The sequence below is a fragment of the Sphingomonas sp. Leaf32 genome (genome assembly GCF_001421765.1).
Lineage (GTDB): Bacteria > Pseudomonadota > Alphaproteobacteria > Sphingomonadales > Sphingomonadaceae > Sphingomonas.
The window spans coordinates 346,658-366,745 of the sequence record NZ_LMLA01000001.1 but is presented as its reverse complement, the minus strand read 5'-3'; the positions used below and the strand labels follow the sequence as shown (position 1 = coordinate 366,745).

At 67.1% G+C, this 20,088-nt stretch carries 21 protein-coding genes; 8 read left to right on the top strand and 13 right to left on the bottom strand.

Going from position 1 to position 20,088, the window contains the following annotated elements:
• Window positions 1-158: 158 nt before the first annotated feature.
• Both sppA and ASE83_RS01700 read left to right on the top strand, forming a co-directional pair.
• On the top strand, window positions 159-2,045 hold the full coding sequence (sppA, locus tag ASE83_RS01705) for a signal peptide peptidase SppA (protein WP_055786790.1): 1,887 nt from the start codon (window positions 159-161) through the stop codon (window positions 2,043-2,045).
• On the top strand, window positions 2,042-2,605 hold the full coding sequence (locus ASE83_RS01700; protein ID WP_055786792.1) for a GNAT family N-acetyltransferase: 564 nt from the start codon (window positions 2,042-2,044) through the stop codon (window positions 2,603-2,605). The genes sppA and ASE83_RS01700 overlap by 4 nt, the downstream gene beginning before the upstream one ends.
• 210 nt (window positions 2,606-2,815) lie before the next feature.
• On the opposite strand, the gene ASE83_RS01695 is transcribed toward ASE83_RS01700, so the two are convergent.
• A complete protein-coding gene (locus ASE83_RS01695; protein ID WP_055786794.1) occupies window positions 2,816-3,445 on the bottom strand; it encodes a trimeric intracellular cation channel family protein in 630 nt (209 codons plus the stop codon).
• Window positions 3,446-3,524: 79 nt separating this feature from the next.
• On the opposite strand from ASE83_RS01695, the gene ASE83_RS01690 reads away from it, so the two are divergent.
• Window positions 3,525-4,181 (top strand): YoaK family protein, encoded by a 657-nt coding sequence (locus ASE83_RS01690; protein ID WP_055786798.1) that lies wholly within the window; start codon window positions 3,525-3,527, stop codon window positions 4,179-4,181.
• A gap of 252 nt (window positions 4,182-4,433) precedes the next feature.
• On the opposite strand, the gene ASE83_RS01685 is transcribed toward ASE83_RS01690, so the two are convergent.
• Window positions 4,434-4,859 (bottom strand): response regulator, encoded by a 426-nt coding sequence (locus tag ASE83_RS01685; RefSeq protein WP_082443213.1) that lies wholly within the window; start codon window positions 4,857-4,859, stop codon window positions 4,434-4,436.
• Window positions 4,860-4,901: 42 nt separating this feature from the next.
• Between ASE83_RS01685 and ASE83_RS01680 the strand changes: the two genes are divergently transcribed.
• From ASE83_RS01680 to ASE83_RS01665, 4 genes are all read left to right on the top strand, one after another.
• Window positions 4,902-5,174: a DUF3572 domain-containing protein gene (locus tag ASE83_RS01680; protein WP_055786800.1), complete on the top strand. Its 273-nt coding sequence runs from the start codon at window positions 4,902-4,904 to the stop codon at window positions 5,172-5,174.
• Complete coding sequence (locus tag ASE83_RS01675) at window positions 5,171-5,794, top strand: hypothetical protein (RefSeq protein ID WP_055786803.1); 624 nt, start codon at window positions 5,171-5,173, stop codon at window positions 5,792-5,794. Before ASE83_RS01680 ends, ASE83_RS01675 begins: the two co-directional genes overlap by 4 nt.
• Window positions 5,795-5,825: 31 nt before the next feature.
• Window positions 5,826-6,290 carry a RidA family protein gene (locus tag ASE83_RS01670; protein WP_055786807.1) on the top strand — a complete coding sequence of 155 codons (465 nt, stop codon included), beginning with the start codon at window positions 5,826-5,828 and terminating at the stop codon, window positions 6,288-6,290.
• 209 nt (window positions 6,291-6,499) lie between these two features.
• A complete protein-coding gene (locus ASE83_RS01665; protein WP_055786809.1) occupies window positions 6,500-7,330 on the top strand; it encodes a TorF family putative porin in 831 nt (276 codons plus the stop codon).
• 636 nt (window positions 7,331-7,966) lie between these two features.
• Here the strand turns inward: ASE83_RS01665 and ASE83_RS01660 are convergent.
• From ASE83_RS01660 to tldD, 11 genes are all read right to left on the bottom strand, one after another.
• Window positions 7,967-8,371, bottom strand: a complete 405-nt coding sequence (locus ASE83_RS01660; protein ID WP_055786813.1) for a DUF3035 domain-containing protein — start codon at window positions 8,369-8,371, stop codon at window positions 7,967-7,969.
• Window positions 8,364-8,873 carry a signal peptidase II gene (gene lspA, locus ASE83_RS01655; RefSeq protein ID WP_055786816.1) on the bottom strand — a complete coding sequence of 170 codons (510 nt, stop codon included), beginning with the start codon at window positions 8,871-8,873 and terminating at the stop codon, window positions 8,364-8,366. The genes ASE83_RS01660 and lspA overlap by 8 nt, the downstream gene beginning before the upstream one ends.
• The gene (ileS, locus tag ASE83_RS01650) at window positions 8,870-11,734 is read right to left on the bottom strand and encodes an isoleucine--tRNA ligase (RefSeq protein ID WP_055786819.1); all 2,865 of its coding nucleotides are present in this window, start codon (window positions 11,732-11,734) and stop codon (window positions 8,870-8,872) included. Before ileS ends, lspA begins: the two co-directional genes overlap by 4 nt.
• Window positions 11,735-12,012: 278 nt before the next feature.
• Window positions 12,013-12,939 carry a bifunctional riboflavin kinase/FAD synthetase gene (locus tag ASE83_RS01645; protein WP_055786821.1) on the bottom strand — a complete coding sequence of 309 codons (927 nt, stop codon included), beginning with the start codon at window positions 12,937-12,939 and terminating at the stop codon, window positions 12,013-12,015.
• Between the two features lie 9 nt (window positions 12,940-12,948).
• Window positions 12,949-14,208 carry a dipeptidase gene (locus ASE83_RS01640; protein WP_055786825.1) on the bottom strand — a complete coding sequence of 420 codons (1,260 nt, stop codon included), beginning with the start codon at window positions 14,206-14,208 and terminating at the stop codon, window positions 12,949-12,951.
• Window positions 14,209-14,250: 42 nt separating this feature from the next.
• Window positions 14,251-14,730 (bottom strand): dihydrofolate reductase, encoded by a 480-nt coding sequence (locus ASE83_RS01635; protein ID WP_055786828.1) that lies wholly within the window; start codon window positions 14,728-14,730, stop codon window positions 14,251-14,253.
• Window positions 14,727-15,521: a thymidylate synthase gene (locus tag ASE83_RS01630; RefSeq protein ID WP_055786829.1), complete on the bottom strand. Its 795-nt coding sequence runs from the start codon at window positions 15,519-15,521 to the stop codon at window positions 14,727-14,729. The genes ASE83_RS01635 and ASE83_RS01630 overlap by 4 nt, the downstream gene beginning before the upstream one ends.
• Before the next feature lie 332 nt (window positions 15,522-15,853).
• On the bottom strand, window positions 15,854-17,218 hold the full coding sequence (locus ASE83_RS01625; protein ID WP_055787716.1) for an ammonium transporter: 1,365 nt from the start codon (window positions 17,216-17,218) through the stop codon (window positions 15,854-15,856).
• An 11-nt stretch (window positions 17,219-17,229) separates the two neighbouring features.
• Window positions 17,230-17,568: a P-II family nitrogen regulator gene (locus ASE83_RS01620; RefSeq protein WP_055787719.1), complete on the bottom strand. Its 339-nt coding sequence runs from the start codon at window positions 17,566-17,568 to the stop codon at window positions 17,230-17,232.
• A gap of 147 nt (window positions 17,569-17,715) precedes the next feature.
• Window positions 17,716-17,928 carry a putative signal transducing protein gene (locus ASE83_RS01615; RefSeq protein WP_055786832.1) on the bottom strand — a complete coding sequence of 71 codons (213 nt, stop codon included), beginning with the start codon at window positions 17,926-17,928 and terminating at the stop codon, window positions 17,716-17,718.
• Window positions 17,928-19,349, bottom strand: coding sequence for a metalloprotease TldD (gene tldD, locus ASE83_RS01610; protein ID WP_055786835.1), 1,422 nt, complete (start codon window positions 19,347-19,349; stop codon window positions 17,928-17,930). The genes ASE83_RS01615 and tldD overlap by 1 nt, the downstream gene beginning before the upstream one ends.
• A 177-nt stretch (window positions 19,350-19,526) precedes the next feature.
• Between tldD and ASE83_RS01605 the strand changes: the two genes are divergently transcribed.
• Window positions 19,527-19,754 (top strand): hypothetical protein, encoded by a 228-nt coding sequence (locus ASE83_RS01605; protein ID WP_235513160.1) that lies wholly within the window; start codon window positions 19,527-19,529, stop codon window positions 19,752-19,754.
• The last annotated feature ends 334 nt before the right edge of the window (window positions 19,755-20,088 follow it).

Sequence of the window (20,088 nt, the reverse complement as noted above, 5' to 3'; positions counted from 1 at the left end):
GTCCGACAATCCTGCGACGGCGTACGCGGCACAATGGACACCGAACACGTCCGGGGTGACGGAGGGAATCGCAACGATGCGCAGTGTACGGACTCCGCTTTACTCCACCCTATCCTTGCCGCTATTTATCGCTAGACGATAAACTCGAAGGAATTGCCGTGAAACTGGTCCGGGGTGCGTGGAAGCTGCTGGTCGGGATCAAGGACGGCCTCGTGCTGCTCCTGATGCTGTTGTTCTTCGGCAGCCTGTTCGCCGCATTGTCCAGCCGCCCCAACACCCGCATCACCGATGGTGCGCTGGTGCTCGACCTGTCGGGATCGATCGTCGAGCAACCGGCCGAGGCCGATCCGGTGGCGCTGCTCAGCGGCCAGTCGGTGGCGCAGGAACTGCGCCTGCGCGACGTGGTCCGCGCGCTCGACGCCGCGAAGGACGATAGCCGGGTCAAGGCGGTGGTCCTCGACATGGACAAGTTCGCCGGCGGCTATCCCGCCGCGCTGTCCGAAGTCGGCGATGCCGTCGCCCGCGTCCGTGCCAGCGGCAAGCCGGTGCTGGCCTATGCCACGCTCTATACCGACGGCGCGTATCGCATCGCGTCGAATGCCAGCGAGGTGTGGGAAAACCCGTTCGGCGGCACGATGTTTCGCGGACCCGGCGGGCCGCAGCTTTACTATAAGGGGCTGATCGACAAGCTGGGCGTCAACGCGCACGTCTATCGTGTCGGCCAGTTCAAGTCGGCGGTCGAACCCTTCACCCGCGCCGACCAGTCCGAACCGGCCCGCGCCGCCAACCAGGCGCTGTACGGCGCGATCTTCGATCAATGGCGCTCGGCGGTGCAGAAGGCACGGCCCAAGGCGCAGCTCGACGCCTTTCTGACCCGTCCCGAAGCGGTGATCCAGGCGGCGGGCGGCGACGTGGCGCAGGCCAATCTGCGCGGCGGCATCGTCGACCAGCTCGGCGACCGGATCGCGTTCGGCAAGCGCGTCGCGGCATTGGCCGGTGAGGACAAGGGCAAGGCCGCGGGCAGCTTCCGCACCATCAAATATGCCAGCTGGCTGGCGGCGAACCCGGTCGCGACCTCGGGCGATGCGGTCGGCGTCATCACCGTCGCCGGCACGATCGTCGACGGCGAGGCGAAGCCCGGCACCGCCGGCGGCGACACCATCGCCAAGCTGCTGCTCGACGGACTCGCCACCAAGAATCTGAAGGCGCTGGTCGTCCGCGTCGACTCGCCCGGCGGGTCGGTGCTGGCGTCCGAACGCATCCGCCAGGCGATCCTGCAGGCGAAGAACGTCGCCAAAATCCCGGTCGTCGTGTCGATGGGCGGCCTCGCCGCATCGGGCGGCTACTGGGTGTCGACGCCGGGCGACGTGATCTTCGCCGAACCGAACACCATCACCGGGTCGATCGGCGTGTTCGGCGTCATCCCGACGTTCGAGAATACGCTGTCGAAGATCGGCGTGTCGGCCGATGGCGTCGGCACCACGCCCCTGAGCGGCCAGCCCGATGTGCTGCGCGGCACCAACGGGGCGTTCGACGCGATCATGCAGAGCGGGGTCGAGCATATCTATGCCCGCTTCACCGGCCTCGTCGCCGAATCGCGCAAGCTCCCCCAGGCGCGGGTCGATGCAATCGGTCAGGGCCGGGTGTGGGACGGCGGCACCGCGCGTCAGCTCAAGCTGGTCGATCGCTTCGGCAATCTGGGCGACGCGGTCGCCGAAGCCGCGCGCCGCGCCAGGCTCGACCCGGCCAAGGTGCAGACCGTCTATCTCGAAAAGGAACCCTCGGCGCTCGAAAAGGCGCTCAAGGGCTTTGCCGACCGCGAACGTGGCGACGCGCCGGATCAGGCGGCGACCGATCTGCTCGGCCAAGCCGCGATCGAACAGCGTAGCGTACTGGCACAGGCGCTGGGCGATGCCCGGCGGATGCTGACCGCACCGACCGGTGTGCAGGCGCGCTGCCTCGAATGCGCCGGGCTGGGGCCGGTCGCCGCATCGGCCGATGACGCCTCGCTGTTCGACCTGATCGTGGCACGGCTGGGCCTGTGATCGCGATCCGCCCCGCGCGGAGCGAGGACGCCGCCGCCATCGCCGCGATCTACGCCCCCTATGTGCTGGGCGGCACGGTGTCGTTCGAAACCGAGGCGCCCGACGCCCGCGCGATCCGCACGCGGATGGCGCATAGCGACGGCTATTATCCGTGGCTGGTGGCAACGACCGGCGCGGCGGACGGCGATGCGGTGCTGGGCTATGCCTATGCCACCCGCTTCCGCGACCGCCCGGCCTATCGCTATGTCGTCGAAACCTCGATCTACATGGCGGGCGGCGCCCAGCAGAAGGGCACCGGCCGGCTGCTGTACGAGGCGCTGGTCGATACCCTTCGCGCGCAAGGTTTCACGCAGGCGATCGGCGTGCTGTCGCTGCCCAACGACGCATCGATCACGCTGCACGAAGCGGTCGGCTTCCGCCGCGCGGGCGTCTATCGTGAGATCGGCTTCAAGCAGGGCCGCTGGATCGATGTCGGCTTCTGGCAATGCCAGCTGAACGACAGCGCGGTGTCGCCACGCGAGCCGAAGCCGTTCAGCGAGACGGGGGTGGTTCGGGGGTAATTCGGAATTTGTTCGGTTCGAGCAGCTTCGAGCTTGTCGAGAAGCGTCCGTCGAGAACAGGCCAACATCCTGACCGTTCGTGCTGAGTAGGGACTGAGCCCGTCAAAGGCCCGTATCGAAGCACCGTTGTCGGTCCTTCGATACGCCGGTTCGACAAGCTCAGCGGCTACTCAGGACAAACGGCGTAGGTAGGATCCGCAGGGCTAGCCCCTACCGCTTCCCCCGATACGCCGGCAACGCGATCCGGAACCGGATCGCCGCCCCCCGCAGCACGAACCCCGCCGCCGCCGCCGGCAGCGCCGCGACGAACGGCGGCAGCCCGCACGCCACCAGCACGACATGCAGCCCTGCCGCCAGCGCCGCCGCCGTGACATACAGCTCCGGCCGCATCAGGATCGACGGCACGCCCGCCAGCACGTCGCGGATGATCCCGCCGACGCACGCGGTCAGCACGCCCATCATCCCTGCCTGCAACGGCGGCACGCCGAAGCTCAATGCCTTGGCCGCACCGAACACCGCATAGGCGGCAAGGCCGGCGGCATCGAGCCAGTCGAGCGCCTTGTCGCGCCACCAATGCTGCGGCGTGATCCACACCAGCCCCGCGACCCCGACACAGATCGCCGCGACGGGCGATCCGTGCACCCAGAAGACCGGCGCCCCGATCAGCAGGTCGCGCACCGTCCCCCCGCCGACTCCGGTGATGAGCGCGAAGAAGGCGGCGGTGACGAAGGTCTGCGCCGCCCGCGTCGCCGCCAGCGCGCCCGACGCGGCGAACACCGCGATACCGATCATGTCGAGCGCGCCGAGCATCTGCCCCAGCGCTTGCGGAGAGGGAACCATCGGCCTTCGCTATCGTACCCATGGGCGATAGGCGAGGGGGCATTGCCCCGCCCCCCGCCGATCGGGCAATAGGAGCATCATGCGTCGTCTGACCCCCGCCGCCACCCTGGTCACCGTCCTGCTCGCCGCGCTGGCGGGTATCGTCGACGCGCTGGCGTTCAGCGCGCTGGGTGGATTCTTCGCGTCGTTCATGTCGGGCAACTCGACCCGCTTCGGCGTCGGCCTCGCCCATGGCTGGAACGGCGCCGCGGCGACCGCCGCTGCGCTGGTGCTGTCGTTCGTCGCCGGTGCGATGTTCGGCACCATCGCCGGCGCGGCAGCGACCGAGCGGCTGGGGCAGGGGCGGCGGGCCGAAGCGGTGATGGGCCTGGTCACGATCCTGCTGGCATTGGGCGCGGCGCTGTCGACCTTCGCGCCGCTCACCCTCGCCATGCTGCTGCTCGCCGCCGCGATGGGCGCGCAGAACGGCGTCGTGGCGCCCGATGGCGAGGTGCGGGTCGGCCTGACCTACATGACCGGCACGCTGGTCCGCATCGGCCAGCGGCTGGCCCGGCGCCTGATGGGCGATCGCACTGCACCGGGTCCGAGCCGCGACCTGTTGCTGTGGCTGGGTTTCGTCGCCGGGGTGACGATCGGCGCGGTCGGCTGGAACTGGCTGGGCCTCGCGGCGCTGTGGGTCGTCGCGGCGCTGGCGGCAGCACTGACGATGCTGGTCGCGCGGGTGGCGTGGGAGTGAAGGGGCAAGGGCCGTTCCTGCCACAAACTCCCCGACCACGATCGGTCCCCCGCCACAAACGTCATCCCAGCGCAGGCTGGGATATCCCGGTAAGGAAGCGGACGCCAGGTTGCGGGAAACCCCAGCTTGGGCTGGGGTGACGCCCTTGATTCGTCACTCCCGCGCAGGCGGGAGTCCATATGCGTTACGGTCGCGAATCCAGCTGAGCCTGCAGCGGCTAATGGATTCCCGCCTGCGCGGGAATGACGAAGATCATCCGTCTCGCACCGGCCCATCCGCCGACTCGCCCGCTATCTCCCCCCGAGCCTCCTCGACCGGCAGCAACGCCCGCACTTCGCCCACGAAGCGCACCACCGAAATCGGCTTGGTGACATAGGCATTGGCCCCGGCGGCACGCACCCGGTCCTCGTCGTCGCGCCCGGAATAGGCGGTGACCGCCATGATCGGCACGCTGCGCAGGCGCGGATCGGCCTTCAGCATCTGGATCAGCTCCAGCCCGGTCATGTGTGGCAGCTGGATGTCGGTGATGATGAGGTCGGGCAGGAACGCCCGCGCACGGCCCACCGCCTCGCGCCCGTCGCGGACCGGTTCGGTTTCGAAGCCATGCGCGCGCAACAGGTCGCAGAACAGCTTCAGGTTCAGTTCGTTGTCCTCGACAACGAGTACCCTTTTTGCCACGCGCGTTGCATCCCGTTGGAAGTTCGAAAGGCTGTCTAGGCGATGCGCAGGCCGGAAACAAACGAAGACGCGGCGACACTGGGCCTGAACGCGCTGGTCTGGGTGATCGGCGACGACACCCGGCGCGACCGCTTCCTGTCGCTGACCGGTATCGACCCCGCCGAACTGCGCGCGCGGGCGGGCGACCCCGCCTTCCTCGCGCAACTGCTCGGTCATCTCGAAGGTTACGAACCCGACCTCATCGCCTGTGCCGATGCGCTGGCCGTGACCCCGACCGCACTGGTCCGTGCGCGGGCCGAACTGGAGACTGCATGAAACCCCTGCTCATCACCGATTGCGACGAAGTCCTGCTGCACATGGTCCGCCATTTTGGCACATGGCTGGGCGAGGAACATGCCATCGCCTTCGACATGGCCGGGGGCGACTTCGCGAACTCCATGACCCGGGCCGACGGCACCGTGCTGGCACGCGAAGAGATGTGGGGGATGCTCGACGGCTTCTTCCCCGATCAGATGGGCCGCCAGACGCTGGTGCCGCACGCGCGCGAGGCGCTGGCGGCGCTGGCGGAGCAGGCCGACATCGTCGTGCTGACCAACTTGCAGGATCATTGCCGCACCCACCGCATCGACCAGCTGGCCGAACACGGCATCGTCCACCGCGTCGAATGCAACCAGGGGGGCAAGGGGCCGCCGGTCGCTCGGCTGCTGGCGGAATACAGCCCCAGCGTGGCGGTATTCGTCGACGACCTCGAGGTCCATCACGAATCGGTCGCGGAGAGCGCGCCCGGCGTCCATCGGCTGCACATGATCTCCGAACCCGACCTCGCCGTTCACGTGCCCCCGGCGCCCGCCGCCCATGCCCGCATCGACGACTGGGGCGCGGCACGGGCATGGATCGAGGCACGCTTCGCCGAAGGCCGGCCGGCCAGGGCTTGACCCCATCCGCAACCCACGAAAGAACCATCCCATGGCTTATGATATTTCCGCAAAGCTGGCCGAACGCGGCCTGTCGCTCCCCGTCGCCGCCGCCCCGGTCGCGGCCTATGTCCCGGCGGTAGAGGCCGGCGGCCTGCTGCACCTGTCGGGCCAGCTGCCGTTCGAGGACGGCAACCTGATGACCGGTCGCGCCGGCGAGGACCGCGACCTCGCCTATGCCACCTCGGCGGCGCAAAAGTGCGCGCTGATGATTCTGGCACAGGCCGAAAATGCGCTGGGCAGCCTCGACCGGATCGAACGCGTCGTGAAGCTCGGTGTGTTCGTCAACTCGGCCGGCAGCTTCACCGATCAGCCGAAGGTCGCGAACGGCGCGTCGGAGCTGATGGTCGAGCTGTTCGGCGATGCAGGCCGTCACGCGCGCAGCGCGGTCGGCGTACCGGTCCTGCCGCTGGGCGCCGTGGTCGAGATCGACGCGATCCTCGCCATCCGCGCCTGATTTCCGTTCCGGTTCAACCACACCCGCTGTTGCCCCGGTGCAACAGCGGGTGTGCCGTATCTGGCTGACACGCAATTTCCATTGTGCGGCGCGGCACGCTTCGACATATTCGGTCGCAGAGGGTCAGACCGCCCGGGCCAACAGGTTCATCTAATCGCGGCGACTTTCAAACGCAGGAGAATCACCACGGAACCTAGAAAGGGTTTACGATGCGATTCTCGACCATTCTCCCGGCCGCGATCCTCGCCGCCACCACCGCGATGCCGGCCTTTGCGCAGGACACCGCCCCGCCACCGCCCGTCACCATCAGCGGCAGCGCGTCCGTCACCTCCGACTATCGCTTCCGCGGCGTCTCGCAGAGCGACAAGAACGTCGCGGTGCAGGGCGGCATCACCATCGCCCACGAAAGCGGCCTCTATATCGGCACCTGGGGTTCGAACCTCGCCGGCTGGGGTACGTTCGGCGGCGCGAACCTCGAACTCGACCTGATCGCCGGGTACAAGAAGACCTTCGGCACCGCGACGGTCGATGCCGGTGTCACCTGGTACACCTATCCGGGCGGCGCGGATGAAACCGATGTCGTCGAATTCTACGGCAAGCTGTCGGGCACCGCCGGTCCCGCGACGCTGACCGCCGGCGCCTTCTATGCGCCCAAGCAGACCTCGCTCAGCCGCGCCTTCGCCTCGGCGACGCCGCTGGTCGTGGGCAGCGGCAAGCGCGACGACAATATCTATCTGTCGGGCGATGCCGCCGGCGCCGTGCCGAACACCCCGCTGACGCTGAAGGCGCATATCGGCTATTCGGACGGCAATCCCGGCCTCGGCCCGAACGGCACCAGCCTGTCGCCCACCGGCAGCTATTGGGACTGGTCGGTCGGCACCGACTTCACCTACAAGAACCTGACGCTGGGTGTCGCCTATGTCGACACCGACATTTCGAACAGCGAAGCGGCCTATATCACGCCGAACTTCAGCAAGACCACCAACGGCAGCCCGATCGCGGCCAGCACCGTCGTCGTGTCGCTCACCGCGGCATTCTGACGCCGAAGCGGGGGCGGGCGATTATGTCCGCCCCCGCCTAGCCTGACACCTTGCTACACCCGTCACCCGAGCGCAGGCTGGGGTTTCCCGTTGCTAGCACGCAGCAGGAACCGCGAGAGACTCTAGTCTGCGATGTGGTGACGTAAGTGGTGAGGGAAATGGGCAGGGGGCCATGTCCTGCCGCCCGCTCCTGCTTCCTTTCGGTGCGCCCCACTCCAATCTACTAGGGCCGATCGACATTCATCGGTCTATCGTCACCCCGGACTTGTTCCGGGGTCCACGGCGCGGCGAGCGGTGCAGCCAGCGCTTCTGAGGACAGCGTAAGCGGCAAAGTGGACCCCGGAACAAGTCCGGGGTGACGAAGGGATTGGTTGTACGTCAATCAGCGATCACCCTTGGATTCGCTGAATGTCGACCGGTCGTAGCTACCCCGTTCGGTTCGAGCAGCTTCGAGCCTGTCGAGAAGCGTCTGTCGAGAACGCCATCGCTTGGGGTAAACCTACGGGTCTCGACAAGCTCGATCCTCCGCTCGAAGCAAGCGGATAAACAGCCAAGGGCGAGAGGGAAGGCGCACAAGAAAAAGGCCGGTCGCCCGACAGGGCAACCGGCCTTTCCCTATCCACAAACCGCAACCCCTTACGGCGTGGTCGTCTTCGCCGTCTGTCCGTCACCTGCCGGCGCGGCGATGATGTCGCGCGTCGTCGTGCCCTTGTCGACGACATTGGTGCCCGGATCGGCCACGCCCGAACGGATGCCGGCATCGGCCGCGCCGCTGCCGCCGGCCTGTTCCAGCGTCAGCCGCTCGGTCGCGCTGCGCTGTGCCGGGCCACCGAACAGCGCCTGCATCGCCTGGGCCGACGCCGCCGTGTCCTGCGGACGTGCCGCGCCCGGCTGCGGGGGCACCAGCGAATAATCAGGCGGGATCACCAGCGGCGCCTGACGCGCGACGGCGAATTCGTCGGGGCGCTGGCGGTTCAGGGCGTTGCCCTGACACCCGGCAAGGATCAGGCCGAGGCTGCTGATGACGACAAACTTACGCATTGGCCTTCTCCACAGGAACGTCGTGCTTCGGCTTCGGCGTGAACAGCGCGCGGACGAGCAGGATCACGACACCGATCGAAATCGCCGCATCGGCGATGTTGAATACCAGAAACGGGCTGTACCCGAAAATATGGAAGTCGGCATAGTCGACGACATAGCCGAAGCGCACCCGGTCGATGATATTGCCCAGCGCCCCGCCCAGCACCAGCCCCAGGCCGATCAGCTCGGGCTTCTGCGTCTCGCGCCGGATCCATACCGCCACGCCGGTGGCGATGATCGCGGTCATCCCGACCAGCGCCCAGCGCGCCGTCCCGCTCCCGGCCTGCAACAGCCCCAGCGACACGCCGAAATTCTGGACGAAGCGCAGGGTGAACACCGGCAGCAGGTTCAGCTCGGCACCGGGATAATCGATCCCCATCGGGCCGGTGACCCAGTATTTGACGAACTGGTCGACGATCAGCACCGTGATCGCGAGCAGGATCGCCAGTCTCCGCAAGCTCATGCCACCACCTCCGCACAGCGGCCGCACAGGTCGCCATCGACCGCCACATCGGGCAGGTGCCGCCAGCAGCGCCCGCACTTGGCGTGCCCCGTCCGCGTCACCGTGATCGGCCCATCGGCCTGGGCGACTTTCGCGACGATGAACAGCTCGGCCAGTTCGTCGGCGGGCAGCGGCAGCGACGGCACGGTGACTTCGGCTTCCAGGCTCGATCGCACCGTCTTGGCACGGCGCAGCGGCTCGATCGCCTCGGTCACCTGTTGGCGCAGCACGCGCACATCGGCCCATTCGGTGCCCAGCGGCTGGTCGGCGGGCAGATGCGGCAATTCGGGCCATTCGAGCAGGTGGACCGACCCGTCCTCGCTCGGGAAGCGGCCCTGCCACACTTCCTCGGCGGTGAACGCCAGGATCGGCGCGGCATAGCGCACCAGCGCGTGGAACAGCACGTCCAGCACGGTGCGATACGCCCGCCGCCGCATGTCGTCGGCGGCGTCGCAGTACAGCGAATCCTTGCGAATATCGAAGAAGAACGCCGACAAATCCTCGTTGGCGAAATCGGTCAGCGCGCGGGCATAGCGGTTGAACTCATACGCCTCCGCCGCGCTGCGCAGTTCGGTATCCAACTTGCCCAGCAGATGCAGGACATAGCGTTCCAGCCCCGGCATCTCCGCCACCGGCACCCGCTCGTCCTCGCTGAACCCGTCCAGCGCGCCCAGCAGATAGCGGAACGTATTGCGCAGCTTGCGATAGGCATCGCCGGTGCCGGCCAGCACTTCCTTACCGATCCGCACATCCTCGAAATAATCGGTCTGCGCGACCCACAGCCGCAGGATGTCCGCACCCGACTCGCCGATCACCTTCAACGGATCGACGACATTGCCAAGCGACTTCGACATTTTCCGACCATTGCCGTCGAGCGCGAAGCCGTGGGTCAGCACCGCATCATAAGGCGCCTGTCCCCGCGTGCCGCAGCTTTCCAGCAGCGACGACTGGAACCAGCCGCGATGCTGGTCCGACCCTTCGAGATACAGGTTCGCGCGGGTGCCCGCGCCGAAGCGCTTCTCGATGGTGAAGACATGGGTGCAGCCCGAATCGAACCAGACGTCGAGAATGTCGGTCACGACCTCATAGTCGGCGAGGTTGTAGTCCGGCCCCAGCAGCGCCTGATGGTCCGCCGCATACCACGCGTCGGCCCCGCCCTCGCGAAAGGCGGTCAGGATGCGCGCGTTGACCGCTTCGTCGCGCAGGTAATCGCCGGTCGTGCGGTTGACGTACAGGGCGATCGGCACGCCCCATGCGCGCTGGCGGCTGATGACCCAGTCGGGCCGCCCCGACACCATCGCTCCGATCCGGTTGCGACCCTTCTCGGGCACGAACCGCGTCCGTTCGATCGCATCCATCGCGATTTCGCGGAGCGTTGCGCCGTTCCCCGACGGCAGCGCATCGGCGCCCAGCATGTCGCCCGGTACCGGTGGCACCGACGCCTCGACCTTGGCGCTCCGGTCCATCGGAATGAACCACTGCGGCGTGGCGCGGAAAATGACCTTCGCCTTCGACCGCCAGCTATGCGGATAGCTGTGCGCGAAGTCGTCCGACGCCGCCAGCAACGCGCCCGCTTCCCGCAGGTCGCGACAGATCGGCCCTTCCTCCAGCTTGCCGCCACGCCCGGCGGCGACGAACTTCGGGTTGATGACGCTGCCTTCGCCGCCCAGCCACGCCCAGTCGTCGCGATACCGCCCATCGCCCTGCACCGCGAACACCGGTTCGATGCCATGCGCCTTGCACAGTTCGAAATCGTCCTCGCCATGGTCAGGGGCCATATGGACCAGACCGGTACCGGCATCGGTCGTCACGAAGTCGCCCGGCAGCAGCGGACGCGGCTTGGCAAAGAACCCGCCGCGCGCGTGCATCGGGTGGCGGGCGGTCGCGTCAGCGAGGTCGGAACCCTTGCCCCGCCAGAATACGGTGCCTCGGTGGTTCCCGTCACCGCCTGCCTGGTCCACTCGATCCCAGAACTTATGAACAAGCTCGTCGGCGATTAGATAGCGACGATTGTCTTCCTCAACGCCGACATACTCAATCTCCGGTCCATAGGCCAAAGCCTGATTGACCGGGATCGTCCACGGCGTCGTCGTCCAGATCACTGCATGGGCGCCGACCAGTTCCGGCGCATTCGGCGCATCGACAATCTCGAACGCCACGTCGATCTGCGTCGACACGACGTCCTCATATTCGACCTCGGCCTCGGCCAGCGCGGTCTTTTCGACCGGCGACCACATCACCGGTTTCGCGCCGCGATAAAGCTGGCCGCTCATCGCGAACTTCAGCAACTCCTCGGCGATGGTCGCCTCGGCGTCGAACTTCATGGTCAGATACGGGTCTTCCCAGTCGCCCAGGATACCCAGCCGTTGGAACTGGCCCTTCTGCACGTCGACCCATTTGGCGGCATAGGCGCGGCATTCGGCGCGGAACTCGGCCGGCGGCACCTCGTCCTTGTTCCGCTTCTTGGCGCGATACGCTTCCTCGATCTTCCATTCGATCGGCAGGCCGTGACAGTCCCAGCCCGGAATGTACGGCGCGTCCTTGCCCATCAGCGACTGGGTGCGGACGACGATGTCCTTCAGCACCTTGTTCATCGCATGGCCCATATGGATGTCGCCATTGGCATAGGGCGGGCCGTCGTGCAGCAGGAAGCGTGTCCGTCCCGCACGCTCGGCGCGCAGGCGATCGTACAGCCCGATCGCCGCCCAGCGATCGAGGATCGCCGGTTCCTTGGCGGCAAGGCCCGCCTTCATCGGGAAGTCGGTCTTCGGCAGGAAGACGGTGTCGCGCCAGTCGCGCTGCGGTTCGGACGGTTCGGTCATAGGAATGCCCGCGATTAGCCGATGCGTGGCTCCACGCAAACCGCTTTCCTGCAGCGGTCGACTGCTGCCGGATTAAAGAAGAAATTGGTTCGCGCGGAGGCGCGGAGACGCGGAGGAGGTCTGGAAGTGGAACCCGTACCCGCGCCAGCGGCCTCTATTCTCGTTGCCACCCGGCGAAACGTCTCCCGGTCGCGCGGCGTTTGCCCGGATCGCAACCTCCTCCGCGTCTCCGCGTCTCCGCGCCTCCGCGCGAACCACTTGTCTTCTTCTCTTCTGCGCTACCTCAACACCGTCCGCGCGCGCTCGCAGTCCGCCGCCATCTGCACTTTCAGCGCATCGAGCGACTCGAACCTGGCCTCAGCCCGCAGATACTCGATCAACGCGACCTCGATCGTCTGGCCATAGAGATCGCCATCGAAATCGAAGAAATAGGGTTCGAGCAGCTCGACCGGTTCGCCCTCGATCGTCGGCCGGATGCCCAGATTCGCCGCCCCCTGCAACACCCGCCCATCGGGCAACCGCCCGGTCACCGCATAGATGCCGTAAGCGGGGCGCAGATAGCCGCCCATCCGCAGATTGGCGGTCGGATAGCCCAGTTGCCGGCCGAGCTTCGCGCCATGTTCCACTGCGCCCTCGATCGCGAAGGGTCGGGTCATCAGCGCCGTCGCCTCGCGCGGCCGGCCTTCGCGTAGGCACTCGCGGATGCGCGACGACGACACCACCGCCTGTCCGTCGCCGACCGGCGCGACCGTCTCGGCGGTGAAGCCATGGGCGTCGCCCAGTGCCTTCAGCGTCGCGACATCGCCGCTGCGCGCCCGGCCAAAGGTGAAGTCGGTGCCGGTCACGACCCCGCCGGCACCGATCATGCCGACCAGCCGCTCGGTCGCGAACGCCTCCGCCGACAGCCCGGCCAGGCCTGCGTTGAAGCCGAACACCAGCATCGCATCCACCCCGGCGGCGGCGAACAGCCGCTCGCGCTGGTCGAGGCTGGTGAGGCGCAGCGGCGGCAGGCCCGGCTGGAAATAGCGGCGGGGATGCGGATCGAACGTCGCGACGATCGCCGGCCGCCCCTCGGCGCGCGCCCGCTCGACCGCGCGTCCGACCACCGCCTGGTGCCCGACATGGAATCCATCGAAATTGCCCAGCGCGACGATGCCCCCGCGCAATTGCGCCGGAACCGCCACGCCACCGTCCAGACGCTGCATCGCCGCCCCTTAGCGGGCGGGGGCGGGCGGCGAAAGGGGCTGCATCCCGCCCCGCAGCACGCGGATGGCATTGCCACCCATCACCTTGTCCAGTTCGTCCTGCGTCAGCCCGGCATCGTGCAGCGCCTCGGTCACGACCCACAGCCAGCCGGCGTCGAACGCGGTCGTCACCGCCCCGTCGAAATCGGACCCGAGCGCGACATGGTCGATCCCGGCCACGTCGCGGACATGGACGATGGCCTTCGCGATCGCCTTGGGATCGGTCGAACATACCGCGCCCGCCCAATATCCGATGCCGACCACCCCGCCGGTCCGCGCGATCCCGCGCACCTCGTCATCGGTCAGGTTGCGGTTGACCTTGCACGTCGCCTGCACCCCGCCATGGCTCGACACCACCGGCCGCCGGGCGAGTTTCAGCACGTCGGCGATGCCAGCATGGCTCAGATGGGCGACATCGACGATCATGCCCTTGTCCTCCATCCGCGCGACCACCCGTCGCCCGAACGGGGTGAGGCCTCCTTTCGCCCGGCCGTGCATCGATCCGGCGACCTCGTTGTCATAGAAATGGGTCAGGCCCGCCATGCGGAACCCGCTGCGGTACAGCCGGTCGAGATTGTTCAGACTTCCCTCCAGCCCGTTCAGCCCCTCGATCGACAGCAGCGCCCCGGTCGGCGCGATACAGTCATGGGGCTGCGGCCCGTCGATCCGGCAGCGCGGCGTGTTCGCGCGCGCCGCCAGCAGCGCGTCCAGCTCGCGCGGGGTCGTTATCAGCCGCAACTCGCCGTTCGATGCCCGCGCCTCGCGCCGCAGCTTCGTCGCGTGCCACAGCGACCGGTTGAGCAGCGATCCCCAGGTCCGGACCGGCTGCAACTGCGCGATCACCAGCGGGGTGATATTGTCGCTGTCGTCGCCGTTCGAATCGTAATTCTGCCCGCGCGGCGTCTTGGTCACCGACGAAAACACCTGCAGCGCGACATTGCCTTGCTGCAAGCGCGGCAGGTCGACTTGTCCCCGGCCGCTGCGCGTCAGCAAACTGCGCGACCAGAGCAACGTGTCGGCGTGCAGGTCGACGATCGGGCCGGTCACGATCGTGTCGGACACGTCCGGCATCGGCCGGGCGACATCGATGTCGGTCGACTGGTGGCGGGCGATGGCCTCGGTCGGCTCGACCTTGTTCATCGACCGCTCGACGATGCCCGGAGCCAGCACGAAGAACGCAGCCACCAGAATCGCCAGCGCCGCCACGCCCCACCAGATCGCCCTGCGCATCCGCTCCGTCCCCCGCGCGCCGCTCCCCGGCGCTGCCGCCCTTTACGCGGTCGCAGGTCCACGGAGCAATGTGACGAAGCTGTAGGCCGGGCGTTCTCCCTCGGCACTGTGCTCCTCGCGCCACGCCTCGACCCAGCCGGTGAAGGGCGGGACGATCGCGTCACCCGCTGGGTTGGCATGGACTTCGGTCAGTTCGACCCGCTCGATCCGGGGCAGCAGCAGCGCGAAGATTTCCGCGCCGCCGATCACCGCCGCGTCGGGTCCGGCCAGCGCCAATGCTGCGTCCGGGTCGTGCGCCACTTCGGCACCTGCCGCTGCCCATGCCGTATCGCGGGTCAGCACGATGTGCCGTCGACCGGGCAGGGGGCTGGGAAAGCTCTCAAACGTCTTGCGCCCCATGACCATCGCCCGGCCCATGGTCAGCGCCTTGAACCGCTTCAGGTCGGCGGGCAGATGCCAGGGTAAGCTGCCATCGACCCCGATCACGCCATTGTCGGCCCGCGCGAGGATCGCGTCGATCATATCGCCACCGCCGCCTTGATATGCGGCTGTGCGACATAATCGTGCAGCACGAAATCCTCTAGGCGGTAGCCCTCGATCGCGTCGGGCTTCCGAACGATCTCCAGCCGGGGGAGCGGGCCGGGCGTGCGGGACAATTGCTCGCGCGCTTGGCTGAGATGATTCTCGTACAAATGGCAATCGCCGCCGGTCCAGATGAACTCGCCCACCTCCAGGTCGCATTGCTGCGCCAGCATATGCGTCAGCAGCGCATAGCTCGCGATATTGAACGGCACGCCGAGGAAGATGTCGGCGCTGCGCTGGTACAGCTGCAACGACAGCTTGCCGTTCGCGACATACGTCTGGAACAGGCAGTGGCACGGCGACAGCGCCATCGCGTGTAGCTCGCCCGGATTCCACGCGGTCACGATCTGGCGGCGCGACGCGGGGTTGGTGCGGATCGTGGCGATCAGCTCGGCGATCTGATCGATATGCCGCCCGTCCGCCGCCACCCAGTCGCGCCATTGCTTGCCGTACACCGGGCCGAGGTCGCCGTTCTCATCGGCCCATTCGTCCCAGATGCTGACCCGCTGCTCCTGCAACCACCGCACATTGGTGTCCCCGCGCAGGAACCACAGCAGTTCGATGATGATCGATCGCAGATGCAGCTTCTTGGTCGTCAGCACCGGAAAGCCGGCCGACAGGTCGAAACGCATCTGGTGCCCGAACACCGACCGCGTGCCGACCCCGGTGCGGTCGTCGGTCGGAACGCCGTCGGTCAGGGCGCGCTGCATGAGGTCGAGATAGGGGGTCATTGCGCCGTCTTAGGCGGCGGGTTCTTTGCTGGAAAGAAGGAAGAGGTTCGCGCGGAGGCGCGGAGACGCGGAGGGGGTGTGCGTGCCGGTCCGTTACCCGCGCCAGCGGCCTCATCCTCGCTGCAAGCGGACGAACCGACAGCGCTGACGCGCAGCCCCTCCCCGAACGCACCCCCTCCGCGTCTCCGCGCGAACCCCTCTCTTCTTATTCCCCGTTGGCCAAAAGATCAAAAAAAGGGCCGATGCGTCGCCGCACCGGCCCAGGGGTTTTCCGCAGGAGGAAACTGTGGGTCCGGGCGGCAGGGGACTAGGCCGCCGCCCGGTAAGGAAACTCAGTAATTGTAGGCGCGCTCGCCATGCTCGCCGAGGTCGAGGCCTTCCAGCTCGACTTCCTTCGAGACTCGGCCACCGGTCAGCGCCTTGGCGACGAACCATGCGACGGTCGTGCCGATCGATGCCCAGACGATGGTGACCAGCACCGCGAACACCTGCACGCCGAGCTTTGCGCCCATGTCGTAGTCGGCCGCACCCGGACCGCCCAGCGACGGGGCATAGACCACCGCCGTGCCGATCGCGCCGATGATGCCGCCGACGCCGTGGATGCCGAACGCGTCGAGCGAGTCGTCATAGCCGAGCTTGGGCTTGAGGACGGTCACCGCGAAGAAGCAGACGATCGAGGCGATGGCGCCCAGCACGATCGCACCGAACGGACCCGAGTTACCGGCGGCCGGCGTCACCGCGACGAGGCCCGCGATGATGCCCGAGCAGAAGCCCAGCGCCGAACCCTTGTGCCCCGAAAACTTCTCGGCGAGCATCCAGAACAGGCCGGCCGAAGCGGTGGCGACGAAGGTGTTGATCATCGCCAGGCCGGCGGTGCCGTTCGCTTCCAGCGCCGAGCCGGCGTTGAACCCGAACCAGCCCACCCACAGCAGCCCGGTGCCGACCATGGTCAGCGTCAGCGAATGCGGCGCCATGCGCTCGGTCGGGAAGCCGATCCGCTTACCCAGCAGGATGGCCAGCACCAGTGCCGAGACACCGGCGTTGATATGGACCACCGTGCCGCCGGCGAAGTCGAGCGCGCCTGCCTTGAAGAAATAGCCGCTGGTCGCCCACACCATGTGCGCGATCGGGAAATAGGTGATCGTCAGCCACACGATGGCGAAGACCATCACGGCTGCGAACTTGATGCGTTCGATCACCGACCCCAGCACCAGCGCGATGGTGATCGCGGCAAAGGTCATCTGGAAACAGATGAAGACATATTCGGGGATTTCGACGCCCGGCGTGAAGGTCGCCGCCTGCGACGCGGCGGTAACGCCGGCCAGGAACGCCTTGCCCGGGCTGGCGATGAAGCCCGACAGCGTCGCGTTGGCGACATCGGGGCCGAAGGCGAGCGAATAGCCGTACATTACCCAGATCAGCATCGCGAGCGAGGCGACCGCGCCGATCTGCGTCATCACCGACAGCATGTTCTTGGTCCGGGTCAGGCCGCCATAGAACAGCGCGAGGCCCGGCACGATCATCATCAGCACGAGGACGGTCGACACCATCATCCAGGCGGTATCGCCCTTGTTTACGGTAGCCACCGGTGCGGCAGCGGCGGCGGGCGCCTGCAGCGCGGCGTCCTGCGCCCATGCCGGCAGCGCGGTAAACAGGCCAAGCGCGGCGCCGGCCATCAGTTTCTTCGGATGTTGCATGATGCCCCCCATCACAGCGCGGTCAGATCGGTTTCGCCGGTGCGGATGCGCACGGCCTGGCCCACATCGAGGACGAAGATCTTGCCGTCGCCGATCGCACCGGTGTTCGCCGCGGCCTGTACCGCTTCGACCACACGGCCTGCGATGTCGCTGTCGCACACCACCTCGATCTTGATCTTGGGCACCATGTTGGTGCTGTATTCGGCCCCGCGATAGATTTCGGTCTGGCCCTTCTGCCGCCCGAATCCCTTTACTTCGCTCACCGTCATGCCGGCGACGCCGATCTCGGTCAGTGCTTCGCGTACCTCATCCAGCTTGAACGGCTTGATGATGGCGATGACTAATTTCATGTCGCCCCCCGTGTCGCATGATTGCTCGGGGAACAGCGTTGCAACCGCCATGCCAAACCGCGGCCTGAGGGATTTGCGGGCGTTAACCGCCCCGCCGCCGGATTAACAAGCGGTTAATTTGTGCAGCGCGTCACGACTGCCCGTTTTTCAGGCAGATCGGTCGGCCGCGTCGACGATCGCACGCGCCGTGTCGAGGTCTTCTTCATCGACCATTACCCGCACCGGGATCAGCAGCCAGCTACCGTCGCCGATGCTCGCCTCGCCATCGAAGGCGACCGCCGGCACGCCCTCGCTCTCCAGCCGCCCGACGATGATCTGCGCCTCGACCCGTGGAAAGCGCCCCAGTTCGGCCAGCGACATCAGGCGGTGCCGCCGACGCTCAGGCCATCGATCAGCAGCGTCGGCTGCCCGACCCCGGCGGGCACCGATTGCCCCGCCTTGCCGCACATGCCGATCCCTTCGTCCAGCGCGAAGTCGTTGCCGATGCCCCGCACCTGCTTGAGCACTTCCGGCCCGTCGCCGATCAGCGTCGCGCCCTTGATCGGTGCGCCGATCCGGCCATTCTCGACGCGATAGGCTTCGGTGCAGGAAAAGACGAACTTGCCCGACACGATGTCGACCTGCCCGCCGCCGAACGACTTGGCGAAGATGCCGTTCTTCACCCGCGACAGCAGCTCGGTCGGATCGTCCCTGCCGCCGGTCATGAAGGTGTTGGTCATGCGCGGCATCGGTGCGTGCGAAAAGTCCTGACGCCGCCCGTTGCCGGTCGGCGCGACACCCATCAGCCGCGCGTTCAGCCGGTCATGGATATAGCCCTTCAGGATGCCGTCCTCGATCAGGATATTCTCCTGGGTCGGCGTGCCCTCATCATCGATCGACAGCGACCCGCGCCGGTCGGCGATCGATCCGTCGTCGATCACCGTCACGCCGGGCGCTGCGACCCGCTCGCCGATCCGCCCCGAAAAGGCGCTGGTGCCCTTGCGGTTGAAATCGCCTTCCAAGCCGTGGCCGATCGCCTCGTGCAGCAGGATGCCCGGCCAGCCCGCGCCCAGCAGCACGGTCATCTCGCCGGCGGGCGCGTCGACCGCCTCCAGATTGACCAGCGCCTGCCCCAGTGCGACGTCGATCGCCCGGTTCCACGTCGCGTCCGCGAATAAAGAATCGTACAGGTACCGCCCGCCGATCCCGAAGCTGCCGGTCTCGCGCCGGCCGTTCGATTCGACCACGATCGACACGTTCAGCCGCACCAGCGGGCGGACATCGGTGGCGAGGAAGCCGTCGGGCCGCACGATCTCGACCACGGTCCACGACCCCATCAGGCTGGCCGACACCTGCACGACGCGCGGGTCGCGGGCGCGCGCCGTCGCGTCGATCGACTGGCACAACGCCACCTTGTCGGCGAACGGGATCAGGTCGAGCGGATCGGCGGCGGTATACAGATGCCGGTTGTTCCCGCGCGGCGGCGGTGCCTTCGCCCCCTTCGCCGGATCGATCAGCGCCATCGTCTCGCCCGCGCGCCGGATCGCCGCCTCGGACAGTTCGTTGGCATGGGCAAAGGCGGTCGTCTCCCCCGACACCGCGCGCAGGCCGAAGCCGGCATGGGTGTCGTAGGACGCGGTCTTCAGCCGGCCATCATCGAACCCGAACGCTTCGGACCGGCGATACTGGAGATAGAGTTCGCCATCCTCGGCATTGGCAAGCGTCGCCTGCGTAGCGCGCAGGGCTGCGGCGGGGTCGAGGTCGCCGGAATAGAGGTACGAGCGGGGATCGGTCGGGGTCATCCGCTAGATATAGGGCGGCGGTGGCGTGGGGGAATGGGGTGTTGCGTACCGCAGCGTATCCGCCGAAATGCCAACGTGAAGAACATCCAGATCATCGATGGCGCATCGAACGCCACTTTCAGCATCTTTCAGGCGACGGACGCAGAATTTGCGTCGATCTTCCCCGATGGCACGGACATGGAATTGATCGAAGACCTTGCCGCCCGGCTGGGTCAGGCGGAAGCGGGCAGGTGCCTCGGACCATTATGGCAGCGCCCGATCCTCAAACGCGACGCGCAGGGTATCCACGGAACGCTGTTCTACGATAATGCGGATCGGGAGATTCCGGCCACGAAGCGCGAGGTCGATTGGGACCCGTCCTCGCTCAACCCGGCACAGCGGGCATTGTTCGCGCAACACGAATAACGGCAGTTCGCGTCGGTATCGTCACATGCGCAAATCTGTTCGAGCGGCGGTCGCGTCAAACTATCGAGGCGACCTTCGTGCCCCAGAACCGTCGCCCCAGCGAAGGCTGAGGCCTCTGTCGGCAGATGTGTCGCGCCAGGTCGGAACGACATTCAAATTCTATCTCGTCACCCCGGACTTGTTCCGGGGTCCACCGAGCCGCGATCGCAGTCGATAGAGGCTCACGCGACGCCGGTGCGAGATGTCCACGCGGCAACCGCAAAAACCCCAGGAAGTCGGATTTTCGCGCGGAGGCGCGGAGGACACGGAGGTGTCGCGCACGGGGCCGGTCGCA